Origin of the sequence: Streptomyces sp. NBC_01508 (genome assembly GCF_045040315.1) — a bacterium.
Classification (GTDB): Bacteria; Actinomycetota; Actinomycetes; order Streptomycetales; family Streptomycetaceae; genus Streptomyces.
Genome location: NZ_CP109419.1, coordinates 609,323 through 626,360, shown reverse-complemented (window position 1 = coordinate 626,360; position 17,038 = coordinate 609,323). Strand labels below are relative to the sequence as shown.

Annotated in this window: 24 protein-coding genes and 3 pseudogenes; 15 read left to right on the top strand and 12 right to left on the bottom strand. The window is 68.1% G+C overall.

All coding sequences use genetic code 11. The annotated features are described in order from the left end of the window. Nucleotides 1–116 precede the first annotated feature (116 nt). From OG700_RS02850 to OG700_RS02835, 4 genes are all read right to left on the bottom strand, one after another. Nucleotides 117–1,154, bottom strand: coding sequence for an IS630 family transposase (locus tag OG700_RS02850; protein ID WP_405608341.1), 1,038 nt, complete (start codon nucleotides 1,152–1,154; stop codon nucleotides 117–119). 158 nt (nucleotides 1,155–1,312) lie between these two features. Further along, nucleotides 1,313–2,263 carry an SRPBCC family protein gene (locus tag OG700_RS02845; protein WP_405608338.1) on the bottom strand — a complete coding sequence of 317 codons (951 nt, stop codon included), beginning with the start codon at nucleotides 2,261–2,263 and terminating at the stop codon, nucleotides 1,313–1,315. 5 nt (nucleotides 2,264–2,268) lie between these two features. Continuing rightward, a complete protein-coding gene (locus OG700_RS02840; protein WP_405608335.1) occupies nucleotides 2,269–2,838 on the bottom strand; it encodes a hypothetical protein in 570 nt (189 codons plus the stop codon). 71 nt (nucleotides 2,839–2,909) lie between these two features. Beyond that, on the bottom strand, nucleotides 2,910–3,371 hold the full coding sequence (locus OG700_RS02835) for an Asp23/Gls24 family envelope stress response protein (protein ID WP_405608332.1): 462 nt from the start codon (nucleotides 3,369–3,371) through the stop codon (nucleotides 2,910–2,912). Between the two features lie 203 nt (nucleotides 3,372–3,574). On the opposite strand from OG700_RS02835, the gene OG700_RS02830 reads away from it, so the two are divergent. Genes OG700_RS02830 through OG700_RS02795 form a run of 8 tightly spaced genes read left to right on the top strand, consistent with a single transcriptional unit; the run spans nucleotide 3,575 to nucleotide 7,151 of the window. Beyond that, nucleotides 3,575–3,898 carry a gas vesicle protein gene (locus OG700_RS02830; protein WP_329077137.1) on the top strand — a complete coding sequence of 108 codons (324 nt, stop codon included), beginning with the start codon at nucleotides 3,575–3,577 and terminating at the stop codon, nucleotides 3,896–3,898. A gap of 41 nt (nucleotides 3,899–3,939) precedes the next feature. Then, nucleotides 3,940–4,401: a gas vesicle protein GvpJ gene (gene gvpJ, locus OG700_RS02825; RefSeq protein WP_405608329.1), complete on the top strand. Its 462-nt coding sequence runs from the start codon at nucleotides 3,940–3,942 to the stop codon at nucleotides 4,399–4,401. Between the two features lie 3 nt (nucleotides 4,402–4,404). Next, nucleotides 4,405–5,163, top strand: a complete 759-nt coding sequence (locus OG700_RS02820) for a GvpL/GvpF family gas vesicle protein (protein WP_405608326.1) — start codon at nucleotides 4,405–4,407, stop codon at nucleotides 5,161–5,163. A 1-nt stretch (nucleotide 5,164) separates the two neighbouring features. After that, nucleotides 5,165–5,413, top strand: a complete 249-nt coding sequence (locus OG700_RS02815) for a gas vesicle protein GvpG (RefSeq protein WP_405608323.1) — start codon at nucleotides 5,165–5,167, stop codon at nucleotides 5,411–5,413. After that, nucleotides 5,410–5,778: a gas vesicle protein gene (locus tag OG700_RS02810; RefSeq protein ID WP_405608320.1), complete on the top strand. Its 369-nt coding sequence runs from the start codon at nucleotides 5,410–5,412 to the stop codon at nucleotides 5,776–5,778. The genes OG700_RS02815 and OG700_RS02810 overlap by 4 nt, the downstream gene beginning before the upstream one ends. Continuing rightward, nucleotides 5,778–6,656 (top strand): GvpL/GvpF family gas vesicle protein, encoded by an 879-nt coding sequence (locus tag OG700_RS02805; protein WP_405608317.1) that lies wholly within the window; start codon nucleotides 5,778–5,780, stop codon nucleotides 6,654–6,656. Before OG700_RS02810 ends, OG700_RS02805 begins: the two co-directional genes overlap by 1 nt. Next, entirely contained in the window at nucleotides 6,640–6,870 is a 231-nt protein-coding gene (locus tag OG700_RS02800) for a gas vesicle protein (protein WP_023536998.1), read from the top strand. The genes OG700_RS02805 and OG700_RS02800 overlap by 17 nt, the downstream gene beginning before the upstream one ends. Further along, on the top strand, nucleotides 6,867–7,151 hold the full coding sequence (locus OG700_RS02795; protein ID WP_329077131.1) for a gas vesicle protein K: 285 nt from the start codon (nucleotides 6,867–6,869) through the stop codon (nucleotides 7,149–7,151). The genes OG700_RS02800 and OG700_RS02795 overlap by 4 nt, the downstream gene beginning before the upstream one ends. Nucleotides 7,152–7,174: 23 nt before the next feature. Here OG700_RS02795 and OG700_RS02790 read toward each other — a convergent pair whose 3' ends face one another. From OG700_RS02790 to OG700_RS02780, 3 genes and pseudogenes are all read right to left on the bottom strand, one after another. Further along, entirely contained in the window at nucleotides 7,175–7,417 is a 243-nt protein-coding gene (locus tag OG700_RS02790; protein WP_405621390.1) for a VOC family protein, read from the bottom strand. Then, nucleotides 7,357–7,566, bottom strand: a complete 210-nt coding sequence (locus OG700_RS02785) for a VOC family protein (protein WP_405608313.1) — start codon at nucleotides 7,564–7,566, stop codon at nucleotides 7,357–7,359. Before OG700_RS02785 ends, OG700_RS02790 begins: the two co-directional genes overlap by 61 nt. Nucleotides 7,567–7,627: 61 nt before the next feature. Further along, nucleotides 7,628–7,980: pseudogene (locus OG700_RS02780) on the bottom strand (SDR family oxidoreductase). Nucleotides 7,981–8,247: 267 nt separating this feature from the next. On the opposite strand from OG700_RS02780, the gene OG700_RS02775 reads away from it, so the two are divergent. After that, nucleotides 8,248–8,574 (top strand): plasmid stabilization protein, encoded by a 327-nt coding sequence (locus OG700_RS02775; RefSeq protein WP_405608310.1) that lies wholly within the window; start codon nucleotides 8,248–8,250, stop codon nucleotides 8,572–8,574. Nucleotides 8,575–8,725: 151 nt separating this feature from the next. On the opposite strand, the gene OG700_RS02770 is transcribed toward OG700_RS02775, so the two are convergent. The 4 genes and pseudogenes from OG700_RS02770 to OG700_RS02755 all read right to left on the bottom strand — a co-directional run bounded on the left by OG700_RS02770 (nucleotide 8,726) and on the right by OG700_RS02755 (nucleotide 11,495). Next, on the bottom strand, nucleotides 8,726–8,884 hold the full coding sequence (locus OG700_RS02770) for a hypothetical protein (protein ID WP_405608307.1): 159 nt from the start codon (nucleotides 8,882–8,884) through the stop codon (nucleotides 8,726–8,728). A gap of 14 nt (nucleotides 8,885–8,898) precedes the next feature. Further along, a pseudogene (locus OG700_RS02765) lies at nucleotides 8,899–10,603 on the bottom strand (relaxase/mobilization nuclease domain-containing protein). Continuing rightward, complete coding sequence (locus tag OG700_RS02760; RefSeq protein ID WP_405608304.1) at nucleotides 10,600–10,995, bottom strand: plasmid mobilization protein; 396 nt, start codon at nucleotides 10,993–10,995, stop codon at nucleotides 10,600–10,602. Before OG700_RS02760 ends, OG700_RS02765 begins: the two are co-directional and overlap by 4 nt. A gap of 266 nt (nucleotides 10,996–11,261) precedes the next feature. Then, the gene (locus OG700_RS02755; protein WP_405608301.1) at nucleotides 11,262–11,495 is read right to left on the bottom strand and encodes a hypothetical protein; all 234 of its coding nucleotides are present in this window, start codon (nucleotides 11,493–11,495) and stop codon (nucleotides 11,262–11,264) included. Here OG700_RS02755 and OG700_RS02750 point away from each other — a divergent pair. Next, a pseudogene (locus OG700_RS02750) lies at nucleotides 11,494–11,889 on the top strand (DDE-type integrase/transposase/recombinase); the annotation flags it as partial. The gene OG700_RS02755 and the pseudogene OG700_RS02750 sit on opposite strands and share 2 nt — an antisense overlap. A gap of 70 nt (nucleotides 11,890–11,959) precedes the next feature. Next, nucleotides 11,960–12,175 (top strand): hypothetical protein, encoded by a 216-nt coding sequence (locus OG700_RS02745; RefSeq protein WP_405622252.1) that lies wholly within the window; start codon nucleotides 11,960–11,962, stop codon nucleotides 12,173–12,175. A gap of 93 nt (nucleotides 12,176–12,268) precedes the next feature. Here the strand turns inward: OG700_RS02745 and OG700_RS02740 are convergent, their stop codons facing one another. Beyond that, on the bottom strand, nucleotides 12,269–12,568 hold the full coding sequence (locus OG700_RS02740) for a hypothetical protein (protein ID WP_405608298.1): 300 nt from the start codon (nucleotides 12,566–12,568) through the stop codon (nucleotides 12,269–12,271). A gap of 230 nt (nucleotides 12,569–12,798) precedes the next feature. Between OG700_RS02740 and OG700_RS02735 the strand changes: the two genes are divergently transcribed. Genes OG700_RS02735 through OG700_RS02720 form a run of 4 tightly spaced genes read left to right on the top strand, consistent with a single transcriptional unit; the run spans nucleotide 12,799 to nucleotide 17,005 of the window. Further along, a complete protein-coding gene (locus OG700_RS02735) occupies nucleotides 12,799–13,848 on the top strand; it encodes a LacI family DNA-binding transcriptional regulator (RefSeq protein WP_405608295.1) in 1,050 nt (349 codons plus the stop codon). Between the two features lie 15 nt (nucleotides 13,849–13,863). Next, nucleotides 13,864–14,823 (top strand): carbohydrate ABC transporter permease, encoded by a 960-nt coding sequence (locus tag OG700_RS02730; RefSeq protein ID WP_405608292.1) that lies wholly within the window; start codon nucleotides 13,864–13,866, stop codon nucleotides 14,821–14,823. After that, nucleotides 14,820–15,683, top strand: coding sequence for a carbohydrate ABC transporter permease (locus OG700_RS02725; protein ID WP_405608289.1), 864 nt, complete (start codon nucleotides 14,820–14,822; stop codon nucleotides 15,681–15,683). Before OG700_RS02730 ends, OG700_RS02725 begins: the two co-directional genes overlap by 4 nt. Beyond that, on the top strand, nucleotides 15,683–17,005 hold the full coding sequence (locus OG700_RS02720) for an ABC transporter substrate-binding protein (RefSeq protein ID WP_405608286.1): 1,323 nt from the start codon (nucleotides 15,683–15,685) through the stop codon (nucleotides 17,003–17,005). Before OG700_RS02725 ends, OG700_RS02720 begins: the two co-directional genes overlap by 1 nt. Nucleotides 17,006–17,038: the final 33 nt, after the last annotated feature.

Here is a 17,038-nt window from a genome sequence, read left to right as displayed (position 1 = left end):
TGCGGGAGCTTCGGCGGGTGATTCGTCTGGTCATAAGGGTGATCGCGGCCCAGGTGATGAGTGATTCCGATTCTCTGAACTACTGAACTTGAATGTGTGATGTCGGCCTGATCGTGTCAGCTGTTCAGGGCCAGGCCGGTGCCTATGAGGCAGCCGTCGATGAGGTGCGGTCGGTACTGGGTCTTCTTGAGGCTGCGCTTCACGGCGGCGAGCTGGTCGAGGTTCGCGGCGGCGAGGTTGCCGATCGCCCGTTTCACCAGGGACCGGATGCCTTCCTGTGGGTTGAGGTCGGGTGCGTAGGACGGGAAGTGGAAGACGGTCAGCCAGTCCTCGTTTGCGGCGATGAAGTCCTTCGTCTGCGGCATGAGATGGGTGCGCAGGTTGTCCCAGACCAGGACGATGGGGCCTTTGAGCTGGTTGTGCGCCCGCACGATGAGGTCGCGGTAGTCCTGCCAGGTGAAGCCCTTGGGTTCGCCCTTTCGGCCCCGGTGGACGCGAAAGCTGTAGATCAGCCTCGACCGGTCTCCGGGGCGGAAGCAGGCCATTCCCGCCATCGAAACCCGCCCTGAACCCCGGCCCCGGACGCGGACTACCGGCGTCTGGCCGATGCGGCCCCAGGACCTCGCGCGTGGCGGCCTCAGCGACTGGCTGGCCTCGTCCCCACAGACGATCCAGGCCCCCGCGGGCCGCCGCCGTACTTTTACCTGCGGCCACACCTCCTTCTTCCACAACTCCACAGCTCCGTCGTCACGTTCGATCGCCCGACGGGCCGGCTGCTGCCACGACCAGCCATGACGCTTCAGCAGCCGCCATGTCCCCTCAACCGTGTAGCCGACGTGGAACAACCGTCCGATCAGAGTCTTGACCCGGGCCAGTGTCCACCGCTGATCCGCCCATCCATGGGCAAGCGGACCGCGCTCCAACTCCCGCTCCAGCCTGGCAATCTGGCGTGCCGAAAGCCTCGGGCGCCCTGGCGATCCCTTCGACCGGACACCCGCTTCACCCCGCTCACGCCACTGACGGCGCCAGCGCTCCACCGACCGCTCGCTCACCCGCAGCGCGGCCGCGATCTCCCGGTTCTTCGCGCCGCTCTCGAAGCGACCAACCGCTTCCAGCCGGATCCGCTCTCTTGCAGCCCTCTTGGCATCGGTCAAACCACCGCCCTGCGCGTATCTCACACCCCACAGCTACCGACCCGACTCAGTCGATGTCAGGCGAACGGCCCGACATCACCCAATCAAGTTCAGTAGCACTGAGGCCGGAGATCGATTACGGGACAGCCCTTATTAGAACCTCGTCACGATGAGGTACTTCACCTTTCCTCTTCCTCTTCTTCCTCCCCTTCGGGCTCCTCGTCCTCGTCCTCGTATTCGTATTCGTCGTCGGCTTCCTCCTCGGGCTCCTCCTCGTTGTCCTCTTCGGGCTCGTCTTCCGGTTCGTCGTCCTCCAGCCCCTCCTCATGGCTCCGAACGACTTCCCCGTCGCGGATCTCACCGCGCCAGCCCTCGACGTCCTCGTCGTCGGTGAGCGTGGCGTACCGCTGGAAGTGCTTGAGGTCCAGGCGCAGTCGGCGTCCCTGGGCCCGCCAGATGTTGCCGGTCTTCTCGAAGAATCCGGACGGGGTGTACTCGACGACAGCGACGATGCGGGTCAGGGTCGGGGCCAGTTCGTGGAAGGTGATGGCGCCGTGCGTCGTACCCTGGGCGCCCTCGGACGTCCAGACGATGCGGTCGTCGGGGACCTGCTCCTGCACCGTGGCCTTCCAACTGCGGTTGGAGAACGCGACCTTGAGTTGCCAGTCGCTCTCGATCTCGTCCGACTGGGACACGTTGGTGACACCCTTGGTGAAGGAGTTGAACTCCTCGATCTCCGTCCAGCGGTCGTAGACCGTGCGCAGGGGTTTGCCCACGTCGATGGCTTCCACGATGTTGGTCACCTTGGTGTTGCCTGATTTTCCGCCCCCGCCGCCGAAGGCGCTCTTGACCGAATCCACGGCCTTGTCCTTCATCGAGCCGGCCTTCTCACCTACGAGAGCCTTGGCCGGATTCTCGCCACCAAGCACCCGCTTTCCGACGTCCAGGAGGCCACCGGTGCCGTCTCCACCGGCGCCGTCCCCGAGGCCCTGCGAGAGGTCGGTGAGCTTCCCGCCGGCGGAATCCAGCAGCCGCTGTCCCTGGGCCCCGACGTAGGCGGACAGTTGCTCCTTGACCCGCTCCAGGCCGGACGTGCTCGTGTTCGTGGGGTTGTCGTCTTGCTTGGCCATGAGACTTACCTCCTCCGGCTGTCGCGGTTCGCGGACTTCTTCGCAGGAGCCTTCTTCGGCGGCGGCGGCTTCTTCGCCGCCTTCTTCTTAGCGGGCGCCTTCTTTGCCGCGGTTTTCTTGGCGGGTGCCTTCTTCGCCGGCGGGCTTTTCGCGGACCGGCGGCGAGGGCGTTTCTCTTCTTCCTCCTCTTCTTCCTCGTCTTCCTCGGGATGTTCTTCGGGCGTTTCTTCTTCTTCCTCTTCTTCGTCGGCTTCGAGCGGCGCTTCCAGCAGCGCCTCCGTCCGCTGCTGAAGTGCGTCGGCGACAGCTTCGAGGCGACGGTTGGCTGTCGCGGACAGCGCCGAGCGCCCGGCGCCCAGCACCTCGCCCCGCGCCTGCTCCACCAGCGGCGCCACCGTTGGGTTGTCCGCCAGCTTGCGAGCGGTCAGGATGACCAACTCCCGTGGATTCATGGGTATTTGCTGTCCCGCCACGAGAGCAGCGAGGCCAAGGGCAAGCTTCCCCTTCTTGGTCCGGCCAAGGACGTAGCCCGCCGCCACAGCGGCGGCCACACAGACTTTCTTACTGTCCTCCATGGGTGCCTCGCAATGCTTGGGGAATGGGACACATGCCTATTCGGGCGATGGGAGCCGACGGCTTCTCGGCGTTACCGGACCCGTTCGCTCCGGCGGTCACTGCTTTCGTCGTTGCTTTCGTCGTCGTCCGATCCGGGCAGATGTACGTCAAGCACGTTGATGTTGATCTCGACGACTTCCAGACCCGTCATCTTCCCCACCGCGTCCGTCACGCGCGTCCGGATCTCTTTCGCGTTGTCCGCGATGGGTTCGCCGTACTCCACGATGACGTCCACGTCGACCGCGGCCTGGACCTCGCCGACTTCGACCTTGACCCCCCGGCTGGGGTCGGACGATTTGGCTACCCTGTCCCGTACTGATCCCAGTGCCCGCGAAGCGCTGCCGCCCAGCGCGTAGATTCCGTCGGTCTCACGGACCGCGATGCCCGCGATGGTGGCGACGACGTTGTCGGCGATGGTGGTCGTGCCACGCGGACCTCCACCGTCGCTGCTCGTGCCGTGAGAGGTGCCGGGGCGTGTATCGGTGCTGGCCATCAGAGATCCTCCAATAAGAGCGAGAAGTGTCTGCGAGTGGCAAGGCGGTGGTGTCCCGGGCGCTGGCCGGCATCGCGGTGCGCGCTCTCTCAATCCAGTCTGCTCCGGCCTTCGGCAAGCCGCCATTCGTGTGGTTCGCGGTGGCAGCACATTCGGTCCATCACCACGTGCGGAGGGGCCTCGTTCCCGGCAGGCTGGGGAACATGCCAGAGCAGCGTGCCGGCAAGGCCCGGACCTCCCGATCCACCCGTACCTCCGCGGGCAAGGAGCACCTGAGGGGAGCGGAGGAGGCGGCCGAGAGGGCGTGTCAGAGCCTCCAGAAGCTGATCAGACACCGGGCCGAAGGCGTCTCCGCCGTCTCGCGGAGCGACGACGGGTGGCACATCGACGTCGATGTCCTGGAACTCCCGCGCATCCCCGACACCACCAGCCTGCTCGCCACGTACGAAGTGGACATCGATGAGGACGGGTCGCTGCTGCAGTACCGCAGAGTCCGTCGCTACCGCCGTGGTCAGGCGGACACGTGAGCGCCGAGCACCGGAGCCCCTTCCCGAGAAACGGTCATTCCTTGAGTGCATACAGTGAGGAGGTTGTCCGGGTGCCGCGCGCCGGCACCCTCTACGACGTCCTGGAACTCATTCTCGACCGCGGCATGGTCATCGACATCTTCGTGCGGGTGTCGCTGGTCGGCATCGAGATCCTGAAGATCGACGCACGGATCGTCGTCGCCAGTGTGGACACCTATCTGCGGTTCGCCGAAGCATGCAATCGGCTGGACCTGGAGAACGATTCGGCCAGCCGGACAGTGCCCGAGCTGTTCGGCGGCGGCATGACCAAGAGCGTCGGCAAGGCCGGGGCGAAGAAGGCCGCGCATTCCGTGGGCGACAAGGTCAAGAAGGCCGTGGGTGCTGGCGGGGACGACGAGGAGGACGAGGACGAACTGGAGGAGGAGCGCCCGCGCAGGTCCAAGTCGGCGCGCTCCAGGAGCGCCGGAAGCGAACGAACGCGCCGCCACCGGGATGAGGACTGACGCATGACCGCTCCAGGCATTTACGTGTACGGCATCGTGGGCCGCTCCCATCCGCTCTCCGCCGGTACCGCCGGCGTCGGCGAGCCGCCGACACCGGTACGGCTGCTGCCGGCCGATGATCTCGCTGTCGTGGTCAGCGCCGCGTACCCGGGACTCAGAGCCCGGAGACGTGACCTGATGGCACATCAGGGCCTCCTGATGACGCTGGCAGAAGCCGGGCCCGTGCTGCCGATGCGTTTCGGCATGGTGGCACCGGACGAGGCCACGGTGCTGGCGGGCGTCGCCGCACACCACAGTGAGCACGCCGCGGTTCTGGAGCGGCTGGACTCCCGCGTCGAGATGAACATCAAGATCACTCCGGTGCAGGACAATCTGGCCGCGCTGATCCGTGAGGACCCGGTGGTCCGGCGGATTCGCGAGGAGACGCGCCGTCACCCCAGTTACGAGGCCAACGTACGGCTCGGCGAGGCCGTCGCGGCAGGCTTGCGGCGCAGGGCCGCGGCGGCGGCGGCCAGGCTGCCGGCCGAATTCGCCGGGATCGCGGGGATCGGGGGGATCGCCGACGACATGCGTCCGGGTCCGGACGTGGAGGGCTGCGTCCTGAACGTGTCCTTCCTCGTACCCCGCCGCGAGGAAGGACGTTTCCGAGGCGTCGCCGAGCGGTTCGCCGCAGACCATCGGGACCGCCTCGAACTGCGGGTGACAGGCCCGCTGCCGTGCTACAGCTTCGTGGCTCCGGAACCCGTCCCGGCCAGGGCCTGACATGGGTCTGCTCTCCGGTGTGCTCCTCCTTCCCCTGGCACCCGTACGCGGCGTGGTCTGGGTCTCCGACCGTCTCATCGACGCGGCGGAGGCGGAGCTCTACGACCCGGCGGTGATCCGCGTGCAGCTCGCCGAGCTGAACCGCTCACTGGACGACGGTGAGATCGACCTCGCGCGCTTCGAGCGCGAGGAGGAACGGCTGCTGGACATTCTCGACAGGAAATCCCCGCTACCTGGAGTGAGACCGTGAGCGAACTGGACAGCTGGACGACGGAGTCCCGGTCGCATCCGCCCGCCACGGCCAACCTGGCCGAGATCCTGGAGCGGGTGCTGGACAAAGGCATCGTCATCGCCGGTGACATCAAGATCGACCTGCTGGACATCGAGCTGCTGACCATTCGCCTGCGGCTGTTCATCTCGTCCGTGGAGACAGCGAAGAAGGCGGGCATCGACTGGTGGGAGACCGATCCCGCGCTGTCGTCGCGAGCCGCACACGACGCTCTGTACGAGGAGAATCAGCGGCTGCGCGAGCGGATCGAGGCGCTGGAGGGCGACGACGCCCAGGAGCCGGACAGCATCCGGCGGGCCAGCGGCGGAAGGGAACTGCGCCGCTGATGAACTCCACCTCGCACATCTCCGCCCCGCGCATCTCGCCATCGGCCGAGGGCGTCGGCTCCTGCGCCACGTACGTCTTCGCCGTCTGCCGATCGGACCACCCCGCGTCCCCCTCCGCCGCTCAGGGACATGCCGGTGGCGGGCCGCTGCGCCTGCTGACGGTCGGTTCGCTGTGCGCCGTGGTTCAGGACGTGCCGCCGGCGGAGTTCTCCGAAGCGGCCCTGCGCGAACGGCTCGGCGACGCCGCCGAACTCGAACGCTGCGCACGCGCCCACCACGGCGTCGTCACCGCCGCCGCCGCGGACGGCCCCGCCGTACCGATGCCACTGGCCACCCTCTACCTCGGCGACGAACGGGCGCGCACGGCCATCGAGGAGAACCGGGAGAGCTTTCGGCTGGCGCTGGAGCGCATCACCGGCCGGGCCGAATGGGCCGTGAAGGTCTACCTGACACAGTCCGCCACGACGGCCCGGTCCGTCGCGTCCGACACCCGTCAGACCCCCGCCCCGGGCCGTGGGGCCGGCCCCGGAGCCGTCTCGGGCCGTGCCTACCTGGATCGCCTGCGCAGCCGCCAGGACCTGCGCGAGCAGCACCGGGAGAGCGCGGTGGCCGCGGCCGAGCGGGTGGACCGGGCGGTACGGGAACTGGCGGTCGCCATGGTCCCGCGCCGGCCGCACGGACCCGAGGTGACCGGTAAGGACCGCACGCAGATCATGAACATGGCCTATCTGATCGCCGACGACAGGATCGAGGAACTGGCGGCCACGATCGGGCGCCTCCGCGCGTCCCCGGATTTCGACGGCATCGAGATCGACGTCACCGGGCCCTGGGCCCCGTACTCGTTCACCGACGGAGGAGACCTTGCAGGGCACTCGTAACCCCGTTCCGTGGCAGGGCCCGGAAGCCACGGCCCCCATCGGCGTCCCCCTGGTCGACCTGCTCGACAGGGTGCTCGGTACCGGCGTCGTCATCAGCGGAGATCTCGTGATCGCCATCGCGGATGTCCCGCTGGTCCGCCTCTCCCTGCACGCTCTGCTGGCATCCGTCAGCGAGCGCGTTCCCGCGCCGTGGGCCGACAGCGGGCCCCTGTGAGCGACACACGCGTGGACATCGATCCGCACAACGCGGGCCGCGACCTGGCCTCTCTGGTGCTGACCGTCGTGGAACTCCTCAGACAGCTGATGGAACGCCAGGCGATTCGCCGCTTCGACACGGGAGAGCTGACGGAGGAACAGGAAGAGCGCGTGGGAACCACCCTGATGCTCCTTGACGAGCGCATGACGGAACTCTGCGAACTGCACGGCCTGCGCCGCGAAGACCTCAACCTGGACCTCGGCCCACTCGGAAACCTGCTCTCGCACGAAACGCGGTGAAGGACCGGTAACGCCGTGCCGGATCAGCGGTCGAGGTAGTGCGCGCGGCCCTGCGCGTTGAGTCCCACCGAACCCCGAGGGATGACGCAGAACTCGTTGCCCTCGGGATCGGCCATCACAAGAAAGCCGCTTTCGGCGTACTCCTCGAGCCATCGGCCCCCCAGGGCCTCGGTACGTCGCCGCTCGGCGGCCGGGTCCGGGAAGGTCAGGTCCACGTGCGTGTGGTTCTTGCCCGGCGTGGGTTCCTCGACTCGTTGAAAGCCCAGAAGCGGTCCGTCGCCCGGTGTGAGCCAGACGTACCGGCCTGGTAGGACGCGATCGCGCTGCCGAGGAGTCGCGACCAGAAGACGGCTAGCCGTTCCGGGGCATGGCAGTCGATCGCGATCGCCCTGAGGTACGAGTGATTGCCTGTCATGGTCCGATGTCTTCCCTCTTCCTGCTGAGCTGCCTGCTGGTCCTGCCGTCAGACGTGCTGGTCACGGGAGGGGTGTGCCGCAGGTCGCGTTGACGATCTCGGCGGTGATGTAGCTGGCCTGCGGGGACGCGAGGAAGACGTACGCGGGTGCCATGTCGGCGGGCTGGGCTGGCCGTCCGAGGGGGACTGCTTCCCGAACTCGGCTGTGTCGGGCATCGTCGCGGGGATCAGCGGGGTCCAGACCGGGACGGGCGCCACGGCGTTGACCCGGATGCCGTCCTTGGCCACCATCTGCGCGAGTCCTTGGGTGAAGGTGACGATCGCGCCGTTGGTCATGGCGTACTCCAGCAGATGGGGACTGGGCTTGTACGCCTGCACGGAGGCGGAGTTGATGATGCTTCCGCCCTTCGGCATGGACGGCAGCACCCGCGTGGCGTCGCGAGAACGGCGTGGCCGCCCGGATTCACTCTTCGCATGCTGCCCGAGCCGAGCCCGACGAACCCCGCCGCCGACAACGGGTGTTTCGTCCCCGGCCCGACGGGGACGCGGCGACACAGCCGGCCCACCGTCCCGTTCCCTGAGGATGCGGGCGCGGGACGAGGCCATCACGCTGAGACGGACAGTAAGGCCCGGAGGCGACAGCGGCCGGGACGTCCCGGCCGTACGAGGAGGATGAACAGCATGCCGACTGGATCGAGCCCCAAGCGGGAGCGTCAGTACGAGCACATCAAGGAGGGCGCCGAGAAGCGCGGCACCTCCACCGTCCGGGCGAAGGAGATCGCTGCCCGGACGGTGAACAAGGAACGGGCCCGCTCCGGCGAGTCCAGGACCGCGAGCAGGGTCTCCACTCGTGACAAGAAGTCCGCGTCGCAGCGCGGCGGCGAGCGCTCGCACAGGGGCTCCGGGGGACCGACCCGCGACCAGCTGTACGAGGAGGCCAAGAAGCGCAACGTCGACGGACGCTCCTCCATGAACAAGGACCAGTTGCGCAAGGCGCTCGGCCGCTGACCGCCGCCTCCGTCGCGTCCCCCGATCTCGCCCGTCGGAAGCGGCGGGGCGCTGGGGGCGGTCATCATCGACATGGAGCCTCTTGGCGTGCTGGCGGACATGATCGTGCACGCCTCTGTACGGATGCGATCGAGGTTCTGGAGACTCCTAGCTAGCCCATCGGGCGGGCTCCGCTGTACAGCTCATTGGCCACTCCGCTGTTGCCGTTGTAGGTGAAGGCGGCCTTCGCGCTGCGGGGAAAGTCCAGACCGCCGCCCGATGCGGCGTCGGAGCCGAGCTGGGCCCAAGCGGCTCGGCGGCTGCAACCCACAAGTTCTCTAGTCCTCACCGTCGGCGTGATTGGTGCGTACGAGCCCCGGTCCGGCGGCCCGCGAGCGCCCGTGCCGGTGCCGGGGTGGTCCCGGTGACGGATACCTGCTCAGGGTCGGCGAGGCGGCGCAGCCGCCACACGAGTACGTCGCTGACGGAGTCGGCGGTGTGAAGCTCCCGGCGCCTGGTGGCTTTGGCGAGCAGCGTGGCCGGGTCGTGTCCGGCGGCTTCGGCGTCGGTGAGGGTGGCGGCGAGGGCGGGCCAGCCGGGTTCGTTGAGGATCTGCTCGGCCAGCTCCGGTACCGCCGCGTGTAGGTGCGCGGTCTGTCGCTGGAGCCGGGGTTGGGTGAGGTGTTGGCCTTGTTGGTGGAGGACGGCCATGGGATGGCGGGCGGCGGCCTGGTAGGCGGTGCGCAGGTGCTGGGCGGTCTGGCGGGCGGCGGCGGCCTGTTGGGCGTGGTTCTTGCGGGCGTGCCAGTGGGCGGCGGCGGTGATGAGGAAGAACGCCATGTCGATCACCATGGCGGTGGTTCGCTCCGTCCTCCCCGTGTCCGAGGGCTGGTCCGCTGCGGACGAGGTCGCGTGCGGCCTGGCGGAGCGCCCGGTCGTGTCCGCGTTCGGCTTGGGTGTGGGAGCGGGTGGCGCGCTCGAACAGGAAGGCCGCTTGGCGCAGTTCGTTTCTCGTGGCGGCGGCGGATGTGGTGGCGAGCGCGTCCAGGACTTCCCCCGCCCCGGTGATTCGGGCGGCGATCTGCTCGTCGGTGCCGTGGTCGATGACCAGCAGGGCCTGCCACATGGCGGTGCTCGCCCGCCGCCTGGCGCCCGCCGGCCCCGGCCACCGGGGACCTGCGGACACGTCGGGGTCACGTTCCGGCTGTGGACCGCTGTTGGTCCAGCGTTTGCGGATTCTGGTGAGGGAGAGGTCGGGGGCGAGGGTGGAGCCGGCGTAGAAGACGGGTCCACCGTCGTGGTTGCGGTCGTCGGGGAGGGCGACCTTGTAGCCGAGGAGGTCGCCGGAGGGCGCGACACGTTGGCGGACCAGCAGGCCGGCGGCGGCGAGGCGGGTGAAGAACTCGGTCTCGTTCATGGTGCCGGCTGCCGCGTGGCGGACGGTTTCGCGGAGTTCCTCGCGTGGGGTCTGGGGGCGGTTCTCGCGTGCGGCTTTGTGGCGCTCCGCGCTGGTGGGGCGTTTCGCGGCGGTGCCGTCGCCGGGGTTGAGCTGTCGCAGGCCGTACTCGGCTTCGAGGAGGCGGGCTTCGGCCTGGGCGCGGGCGGCGTCGTTGTTCTGCCGTGGTCTGCGGCCGTCTTCGCGGACGAGGGTGGCGACGATGTGGATGTGGTCGTCCGCGTGGCGTACGGCGGCCCACCGACAGGCGGTGTCGTCGCCGGTGGGGGCGATGCCGGTGGCGGCGACCATGCGGCGGGCGATGTCGGCCCACTGCTCGTCGGTGAGCAGCGGGTCCTCGGTGCTGTTGCGTGCGGACAGGTGCCACACGTGCTGTTCGGGGCGGCGTGATCGGGAAAGGGCGTCGACGGGCTGGTCCAGGAGCCGAGCGAGGTCGTCGTAGGTGGCGTCCGGGTGCCGGCCGGGGTCGGGGGCGAAGGCGTCCCAGGCCGCGACGAGATGCGGGTCGGTGTGCTCCTCGCACCTGCCGGGCTCGTACAGGTAGAAGATCAGGCCGACGGTGCGGCTGCCGCGCTTGTGGACACGGGGAATCATCCGGACCGGTTCTCGTTGCTGAGGTAGTGCTGGGTCAAGGCGTCGACCCGCTGGGCGGCGCGTTCGACGGCGTCGAGAACAGCTGTGGCGTGGGGTGCGTCGGCGCCGGAGTGGGCGGCCTTGGCGACCTGGTTGAGGTTGTTGCCGATCTGGCCGAGATGCCGGCGCAGCGCGAACAGCTCGCTCACCACTTCGCGTTCACCGGCCACCTCGGCAGCGGTCCGGTCGAGATCACGGGCGGCGTTGAGGCCGGCGCGGGCGAGGAAGGCGGCGATGCTCATACCGCAGGCGGCAGCGCCACGGGCGAGACGCTGGTACTCGGTGTCGTTCATGCGGCAGCTCGGCTGGTGCATGCGCTTGTCGTCGTCACGCAGACGCTCACGCTGCTTCACACGCGGCTTCAACGGCGCGGCGCAAGCGTGCTCACACGACGAACGACGGCACTTGTGCTGCTCCTCCTGTTGTTCCGGATGCGGGCCGCCCTCGGCCCCATGCGGACCGGTCGGCGCCCCCTGGCGCCGGCCGTCTCCCGCCACTCCCGGGGCGGGAGATGCGTGAGCATTGCTGCCATCGGCAGCAATGCTCACGCGATAACTTGCTCCTCCTGGGACCGAGTTGGGGTCAGCGCTAGGTTCGGGTGTGGAGGGGCTCGGGTTCGTCACCGTCCGTCCTCCTGTCCTTCGTGAATGATCTCCAGGATGTCGAGGACGAAGTCGAAGGCGTCCTGGGTGTCGGTCAGGTGATGGATCCGTCCGTCGGCGACTATCTGGACGAACCGTTGTCCCTCGGGCCCGTCGACGGCTGAGTGGATCAGTCGGAAGTGGAGGAAGGTGTGCAGGAACGCCCAGACCAGGTGGTCCTCGAACTGGCTGGGGGCGGCTGGATGGGCCATGGTGATCTCCTTCGTCGTACGGGGCGTGACCGGCGTGGAGCCGGGATCTCCGGCAGGCTGGGCCCCGGACGAGCGCACCATCCAGCGCATGATCGTCCGTGAGGGTCTGACCGCCTTGCGGGCCCCGGCCTCGCCCGCCGTCTTCGGCCGGTTCGAGGCCGAGGGGCCCAACGAACTCTGGACCGGGGACGCCCTGCACGGGCCGATGGTCGAGGGCAGGAAAACGTACCTGTTCGCGTTCATCGACGATCACTCGCGGGCCGTGGTCGGCCACCGGTGGGGCTTCTCGGAGGACACCGTCCGCCTGGCCGCCGCTCTGCGGCCGGCTCTCGCCTCGCGCGGTGTCCCGCGTCTGGTCTATGTCGACAACGGCAGCGCGTTCGTGGACTCGTGGCTGCTGCGGGCCTGCGCGAAACTCGGCATCAAGCTCGTGCATTCCACGCCCGGCCGCCCGCAGGGCAGGGGTGAACCTCGGCGCCGACCCCGACCGGACGGTGATTGTGATCGCCCATCGCCCCGCCACCCTGGCCGCCGCGGATCATGTGGTCTCGCTCGACGACGGCCGGGTCGTGGAGACCGGCATACGGGCGGAACTGCTGCTCACGGGTGGGGCGTTCGCGCGTGTGAGCACACAGTACGAGCGGGCACGTCACTGGCGTATCGCCGATGTGAGTCGCTGACCGGCGACATGAGTCACCGCGCCACTGCGCTGCCGGCGATCCGCACACAAAGTCGCCGGCAGCGCAGCGCAGCCCGGCCCAGCCCAGCCCAGCTCAGGTCTCAGTGCGCAAGTAGCGATGTGCCAGGTCGGTGATGTCGGCGATGAGCTCATCGGCCAACCGGTCGATGTCCTCGGCTTCGTGATGCACCAGCGCATGGGTGGCGCCGTACCAGGTGCTGTAGATCAGATTCGCCGCCATGGCGGGGTTCGGGGCGTCCGCCGGCGGCGGACGCTCGGTGATGAGTCGCCGGAACGCTTCGACATGCGCGTTCTCAGGGCTGACCTGAATCTCCGTCGTGGCGTTGATCGAAGTGTGGCCGTACAGCACATCGCGCAGTTCGGCATGTTCCACACATAGACGCGGACCGCGTGTCTGAGCCAGGCGCCCACGTGCCCGGTCGGGGTGCCCCTCCTTCACCATCGGCCCCCGCGCCGGGTCGACGTCGCGCGACCTCGACATGAGATGTGTCACATTAACTTCCCATTGACGCCCAGGGAATGGGCTTGCAACATCTGTAAACGTTTCCAACTGCGGGAAACGTTTACAGCAATGGGGAAGTCGGCCGACAGGGGGATACCACGATGCCGAGGACATCAGGCGGCGGTCAGCCGACGATCGTGTCGATCGCTGAGCGTGCCGAGGTCTCCATCGCCTCGGTCTCCCGTGTTCTCAACGGTCTCGGCGCTCGGCGGGAGACCGTTGAGCGGGTGGAGCGGGCCGCGTCCGAGCTGGGCTATGTGCCCAACGCGGTGGCGCGTTCTCTCAAGGGCGGCAGGACGCGGCAGTTGACGTTCGCGATGCCGGACATCGGTAACCCGGTGTACGTCGAGATGGTCCGTGCCATCCAGTCCGTCGCCAAGGCGGCCGGATACCGGTTGCTGCTGCACTCCACCGATGCCGTGGTCGACGACGAACTCGCCGTACTGCGCAGCCTGGGCGACCGTACGAGCGACGGTCTGATCATCTGTCCCATCCGGATCACGGACGCACACATCGAAGCCCTGCGCACCGCGGCCGGCCCGGTCGTCGTCATCGGTTCGCTGCCCGACGGCGCACCCGTGGACAGTGTGCGCGCCGACTCCGTCGCGGGCACCATCCTGGCCGTGCGGCATCTGTACGAAACAGGCAGACGACGCATCGCGTTCGTCAACGGCCCTTTCGACACGGTGCCCGGCCGCAACCGCGCCGAGGGGTACCGCGCCGCCCTGGCGCAGTGCGGCCTCGGCTACGACAGCGCGCTCGTCGTGCACACCGACTTCGGTATTGATTCGGGTGCCGAGGCGGCCGGGCAACTGCTGGCCGACCCCGCTTCCCGGCCCGATGCCGTGTTCTGTGCCAACGACCAACTGGCCCTCGGTGTCGCCCGTACCCTGCACTCCGCGGGCCTGCGCATCCCCCAGGACGTCGCCGTCGCGGGAATGGACGACAGCCTCCTTGCCCAGGCCGGCTGGCCCCCGCTCACCAGCGTCGATCTGGGCTCCACCGCACGCGGCCGGCACGCCGCCGAATTCCTCCTCCAGCGACTCGGCCAGGCGTCCGACGGCCCCGAGATCTCCCCTCCCCGCACCACCACCGCCCCTCCCCGCCTCGTCGTACGCGCCTCCACCGCGCACACGGCGACCGACAAATAAGAGCACGAGGTTCGCATGAGTCTCACCGCCTCCCGGGCCGGAGCCGCCCCGGGCAGCCGCGGCACCCCACCGCCCCGTACACCCGCACAGCGCAAGCAGGTGCTCGGCCTGGACCGGGGCGCCTGGTTCCTGCTGCTCCCCGCACTGATCCCGATCCTGATCCTCAGCGCGGGGCCGCTGCTCTACGGTGTCGCGCTCGCGTTCACCGACGCGCAGACGGGCCGTACGGCGGCCACCCAGTTCGTCGGGCTGGACAACCTTCTCGACCTGCGCCACGACTCGTTGTTCTGGGAGTCCTTCCGCATCGGCCTGATCTGGGCGGTGTGCGTGACGGCGCTCCAGTTCGTCATGGCCATGGGACTCGCGCTGCTGCTCAACCAGAACCTGCGTTTCCGCTGGCTGGCCCGCACCCTCGCCATCGTGCCGTGGGCGATGCCCGAGGTCGTCGTCGGCATCATGTGGCGCCTGGTGTACCACTCCGACGCCGGGGTCCTGAACAAGACGCTCTCCCAGTTCGGCCTCATCAGCGAGAACGTCGACTGGCTGGCCAACCTCTCCTACGCGCTGCCCGCGGTCATCGTGGTCGGCGTATGGGCGGGCATGCCACAGACCACGGTCGTACTCCTGGCCGGTCTGCAGAATGTTCCGCACGAGCTGCGTGAGGCTGCCCAGCTCGACGGCGCCGGCGTCTGGCGCCGCTTCACGACAGTGACCTGGCCCGCGCTCAAGCCGGTCGTCCTCGCCATCACGGCCCTGAACTTCATCTGGAACTTCAACTCGTTCGGCCTGGTGTATGTCCTGACCCAAGGCGGTCCGGGCGGTCAGACGCGGCTTCCGATGCTGTTCGCGTACGAAGAGGCGTTCAAGTACGGGCAGTTCGGCTACGCCGCCGCGATGGGCCTGGTCATGGTCGCCGTGATCGCGGTCCTGCTCACCCTGTTCCTGCGCAAGAAGCTGAAGGAGGACGCGGCGTGAGCGTGACTTCTGCTCTCCCCAAGGTCCGTGCCCTGCGCGCGGCGGGCCGCACCGGTCAGTACCTGGCCCTGCTCTGCTATCTGATCTTTCTGGCCTTCCCGCTCCTGTGGCTGCTGTCCACGTCCTTCAAGTCGCCGCAGGAACTGGGCTCCATTGACCCGACGTGGTTCCCTCAGCACCCCAGCCTCGACAACTACCGCGCCGCCTTCGACGCGCAGCCGCTGCTCAACTCGGCGCTCAACAGCCTTCTGGTGGCGGTCAGTGCCTCGGTGATCTCGGTGTCGATCGCCGTCCCGGCCGCGTATGTGATGGTCCGCTACAAGTCGCGCGTCAGCCAGGCCGGTACCGTCTGGATCCTGGTCAGCCAGATGTTCCCGTTCGTCCTGGTGATCATCCCGCTGTTCCTCGTTCTGAAGAACCTGCACATGATCGACAGCCTCCTCGGCCTGATCATCGTGTACGTCGTGTGGAACCTGCCCTTCTCGCTGTGGATGCTCCAGGGCTACGTCAAGTCGGTGCCGCTCTCCCTGGAGGAGGCCGCGGCGATGGACGGCGCGGGCCGGCTGCGCACCCTGGTCAGCGTGGTCCTGCCGATGCTCATGCCCGGTCTGGTGGCGACGCTGATGTTCTCCTTCGTCACCGCCTGGAACGAATTCTTCTTCGCCCTCGTGCTCCTCAAGTCCCCGGAGAACCAGACGATGTCCGTGATCCTCACCCACTTCATCGGCGCCGAGGGCGCGGCGGACCTGGGCCCGCTGGCAGCGGCCTCGGTCCTCGCGACCATCCCCAGCCTGCTCTTCTTCGCGCTGCTCCAGCGCCGGCTCGTGGACGGCATGCTCAGCGGGGCGGTGAAGGGCTGATGCGTATCCCTAACCGTACGAAGAGGCTGAGCGCCTGCGCCGCCGCCCTCTCGCTGGCCCTGGTCGCCGGCTGCGGCGGCTCGGAGCCGGACTCCACCGACGGCCGAGTCACCCTTGATTTCCTGAGCCTGGCCTGGCAGAAGGAGTCCGTCGACGCCAACAAGGCGCTCGTGAAGGAGTGGAACGCGACCCACCCCGATGTCCAGGTCAAGTACGTACAGGGGAACTGGGACAACGTCCACGACCAGCTCCTCACCTCCTTCGAGGGCGGCGAGGCGCCCGACATCATCCACAACGACGCCGCCGACCTCACCGACTTCGCGAACGGCGGCTATCTCGCCGACCTCACCGACTACCTGCCGACGTCGCTGCGCGAGGACATCCCGCAGTCTCTGTGGGACACGACGGCGTACCAGAAGGGAACGTTCGGCGTCCCGTTCCTCCAGGAGCCCCGCGTTCTCATCGCCAACACCACACTCCTCGAACAGGCGAAGGTGCGCATCCCCACGGTCGAGCACCCCTGGACCTGGGACGAGTTCGAGGAGGTCGGCAAGAAGCTGACACGCGACAAGAACGACGACGGCAAGACCGACCAGTACGGCGTGGCCTGGTCCATGAAGGAGCCGGTCACCCAGTCCGTCAACCTGTCTCTGTCCACCGGCGGCGAGATCTTCTACAAGAACGCGGACGGCAAGAACGAGATCCGCTACGACAGCGCCGAATCGGCCGTCGCACAGATGATCAACCGGCAGGTCAACAAGGACGGAACCGCGCCCAAGAACGGCCTCGGCATGTCGGGTTCGGACACGCTGCCAGGCTTCTTCGCGAGCCGCTACGCGATGCTCCCGCTCAACTTCTCCTATCGCCAGCAGGTACAGCAGCAGGCCCCCAAGGGCTTCGACTGGACAGTCCTGCCGCTGCCCAGCAGCGAGGGGAAGCCGATCCAGGGCACGGCCCCGCAGACCCTGTCCGTCTCCGAGGACAGCAGGCACAAGCAGGCGGCGGTCGACTTCATCGCCTTCCTCGGCCAGGCCGACCACCAGGTGCGACTGGCGCGCGGCGACTGGATGCTGCCCACCAGCACCGCGGCGCTGAAAGACCCGTTCTTCAACACCGTGAAGTACGGCTGGAAGACCGGCGTCGGCGTCGCGGCCGGTCTGCGCGCCTCCCCGGTGCTGGGGGTGCGTGGCTACCCGGAGTGGAAGGACAAGATCGCCACCCCCGCCTACCAGGAGTACTACAACGGCGCGTTCGGCGTAGCGGAGCTGCGTAAGCGCCTGGCCGAGGACGGCACCCACATCCTCGACCGCTACCAGCGCTGAACCCAAGCACAACCGGCTGAAAAGAGCACGAAC

Bases quoted from the DNA above. Each gene is read 5' to 3' on its own strand.
- OG700_RS02845 (WP_405608338.1), bottom strand. From the start codon at position 2,263: ATGGCCAAGCAAGACGACAACCCCACGAACACGAGCACGTCCGGCCTG.
- OG700_RS02840 (WP_405608335.1), bottom strand. From the start codon at position 2,838: ATGGAGGACAGTAAGAAAGTCTGTGTGGCCGCCGCTGTGGCGGCGGGC.
- OG700_RS02835 (WP_405608332.1), bottom strand. From the start codon at position 3,371: ATGGCCAGCACCGATACACGCCCCGGCACCTCTCACGGCACGAGCAGC.
- OG700_RS02830 (WP_329077137.1), top strand. From the start codon at position 3,575: ATGCCAGAGCAGCGTGCCGGCAAGGCCCGGACCTCCCGATCCACCCGT.
- OG700_RS02820 (WP_405608326.1), top strand. From the start codon at position 4,405: ATGACCGCTCCAGGCATTTACGTGTACGGCATCGTGGGCCGCTCCCAT.
- OG700_RS02815 (WP_405608323.1), top strand. From the start codon at position 5,165: ATGGGTCTGCTCTCCGGTGTGCTCCTCCTTCCCCTGGCACCCGTACGC.
- OG700_RS02805 (WP_405608317.1), top strand. From the start codon at position 5,778: ATGAACTCCACCTCGCACATCTCCGCCCCGCGCATCTCGCCATCGGCC.
- OG700_RS02785 (WP_405608313.1), bottom strand. From the start codon at position 7,566: ATGACAGGCAATCACTCGTACCTCAGGGCGATCGCGATCGACTGCCAT.
- OG700_RS02775 (WP_405608310.1), top strand. From the start codon at position 8,248: ATGCCGACTGGATCGAGCCCCAAGCGGGAGCGTCAGTACGAGCACATC.
- OG700_RS02755 (WP_405608301.1), bottom strand. From the start codon at position 11,495: ATGGCCCATCCAGCCGCCCCCAGCCAGTTCGAGGACCACCTGGTCTGG.
- OG700_RS02735 (WP_405608295.1), top strand. From the start codon at position 12,799: ATGCCGAGGACATCAGGCGGCGGTCAGCCGACGATCGTGTCGATCGCT.
- OG700_RS02730 (WP_405608292.1), top strand. From the start codon at position 13,864: ATGAGTCTCACCGCCTCCCGGGCCGGAGCCGCCCCGGGCAGCCGCGGC.
- OG700_RS02720 (WP_405608286.1), top strand. From the start codon at position 15,683: ATGCGTATCCCTAACCGTACGAAGAGGCTGAGCGCCTGCGCCGCCGCC.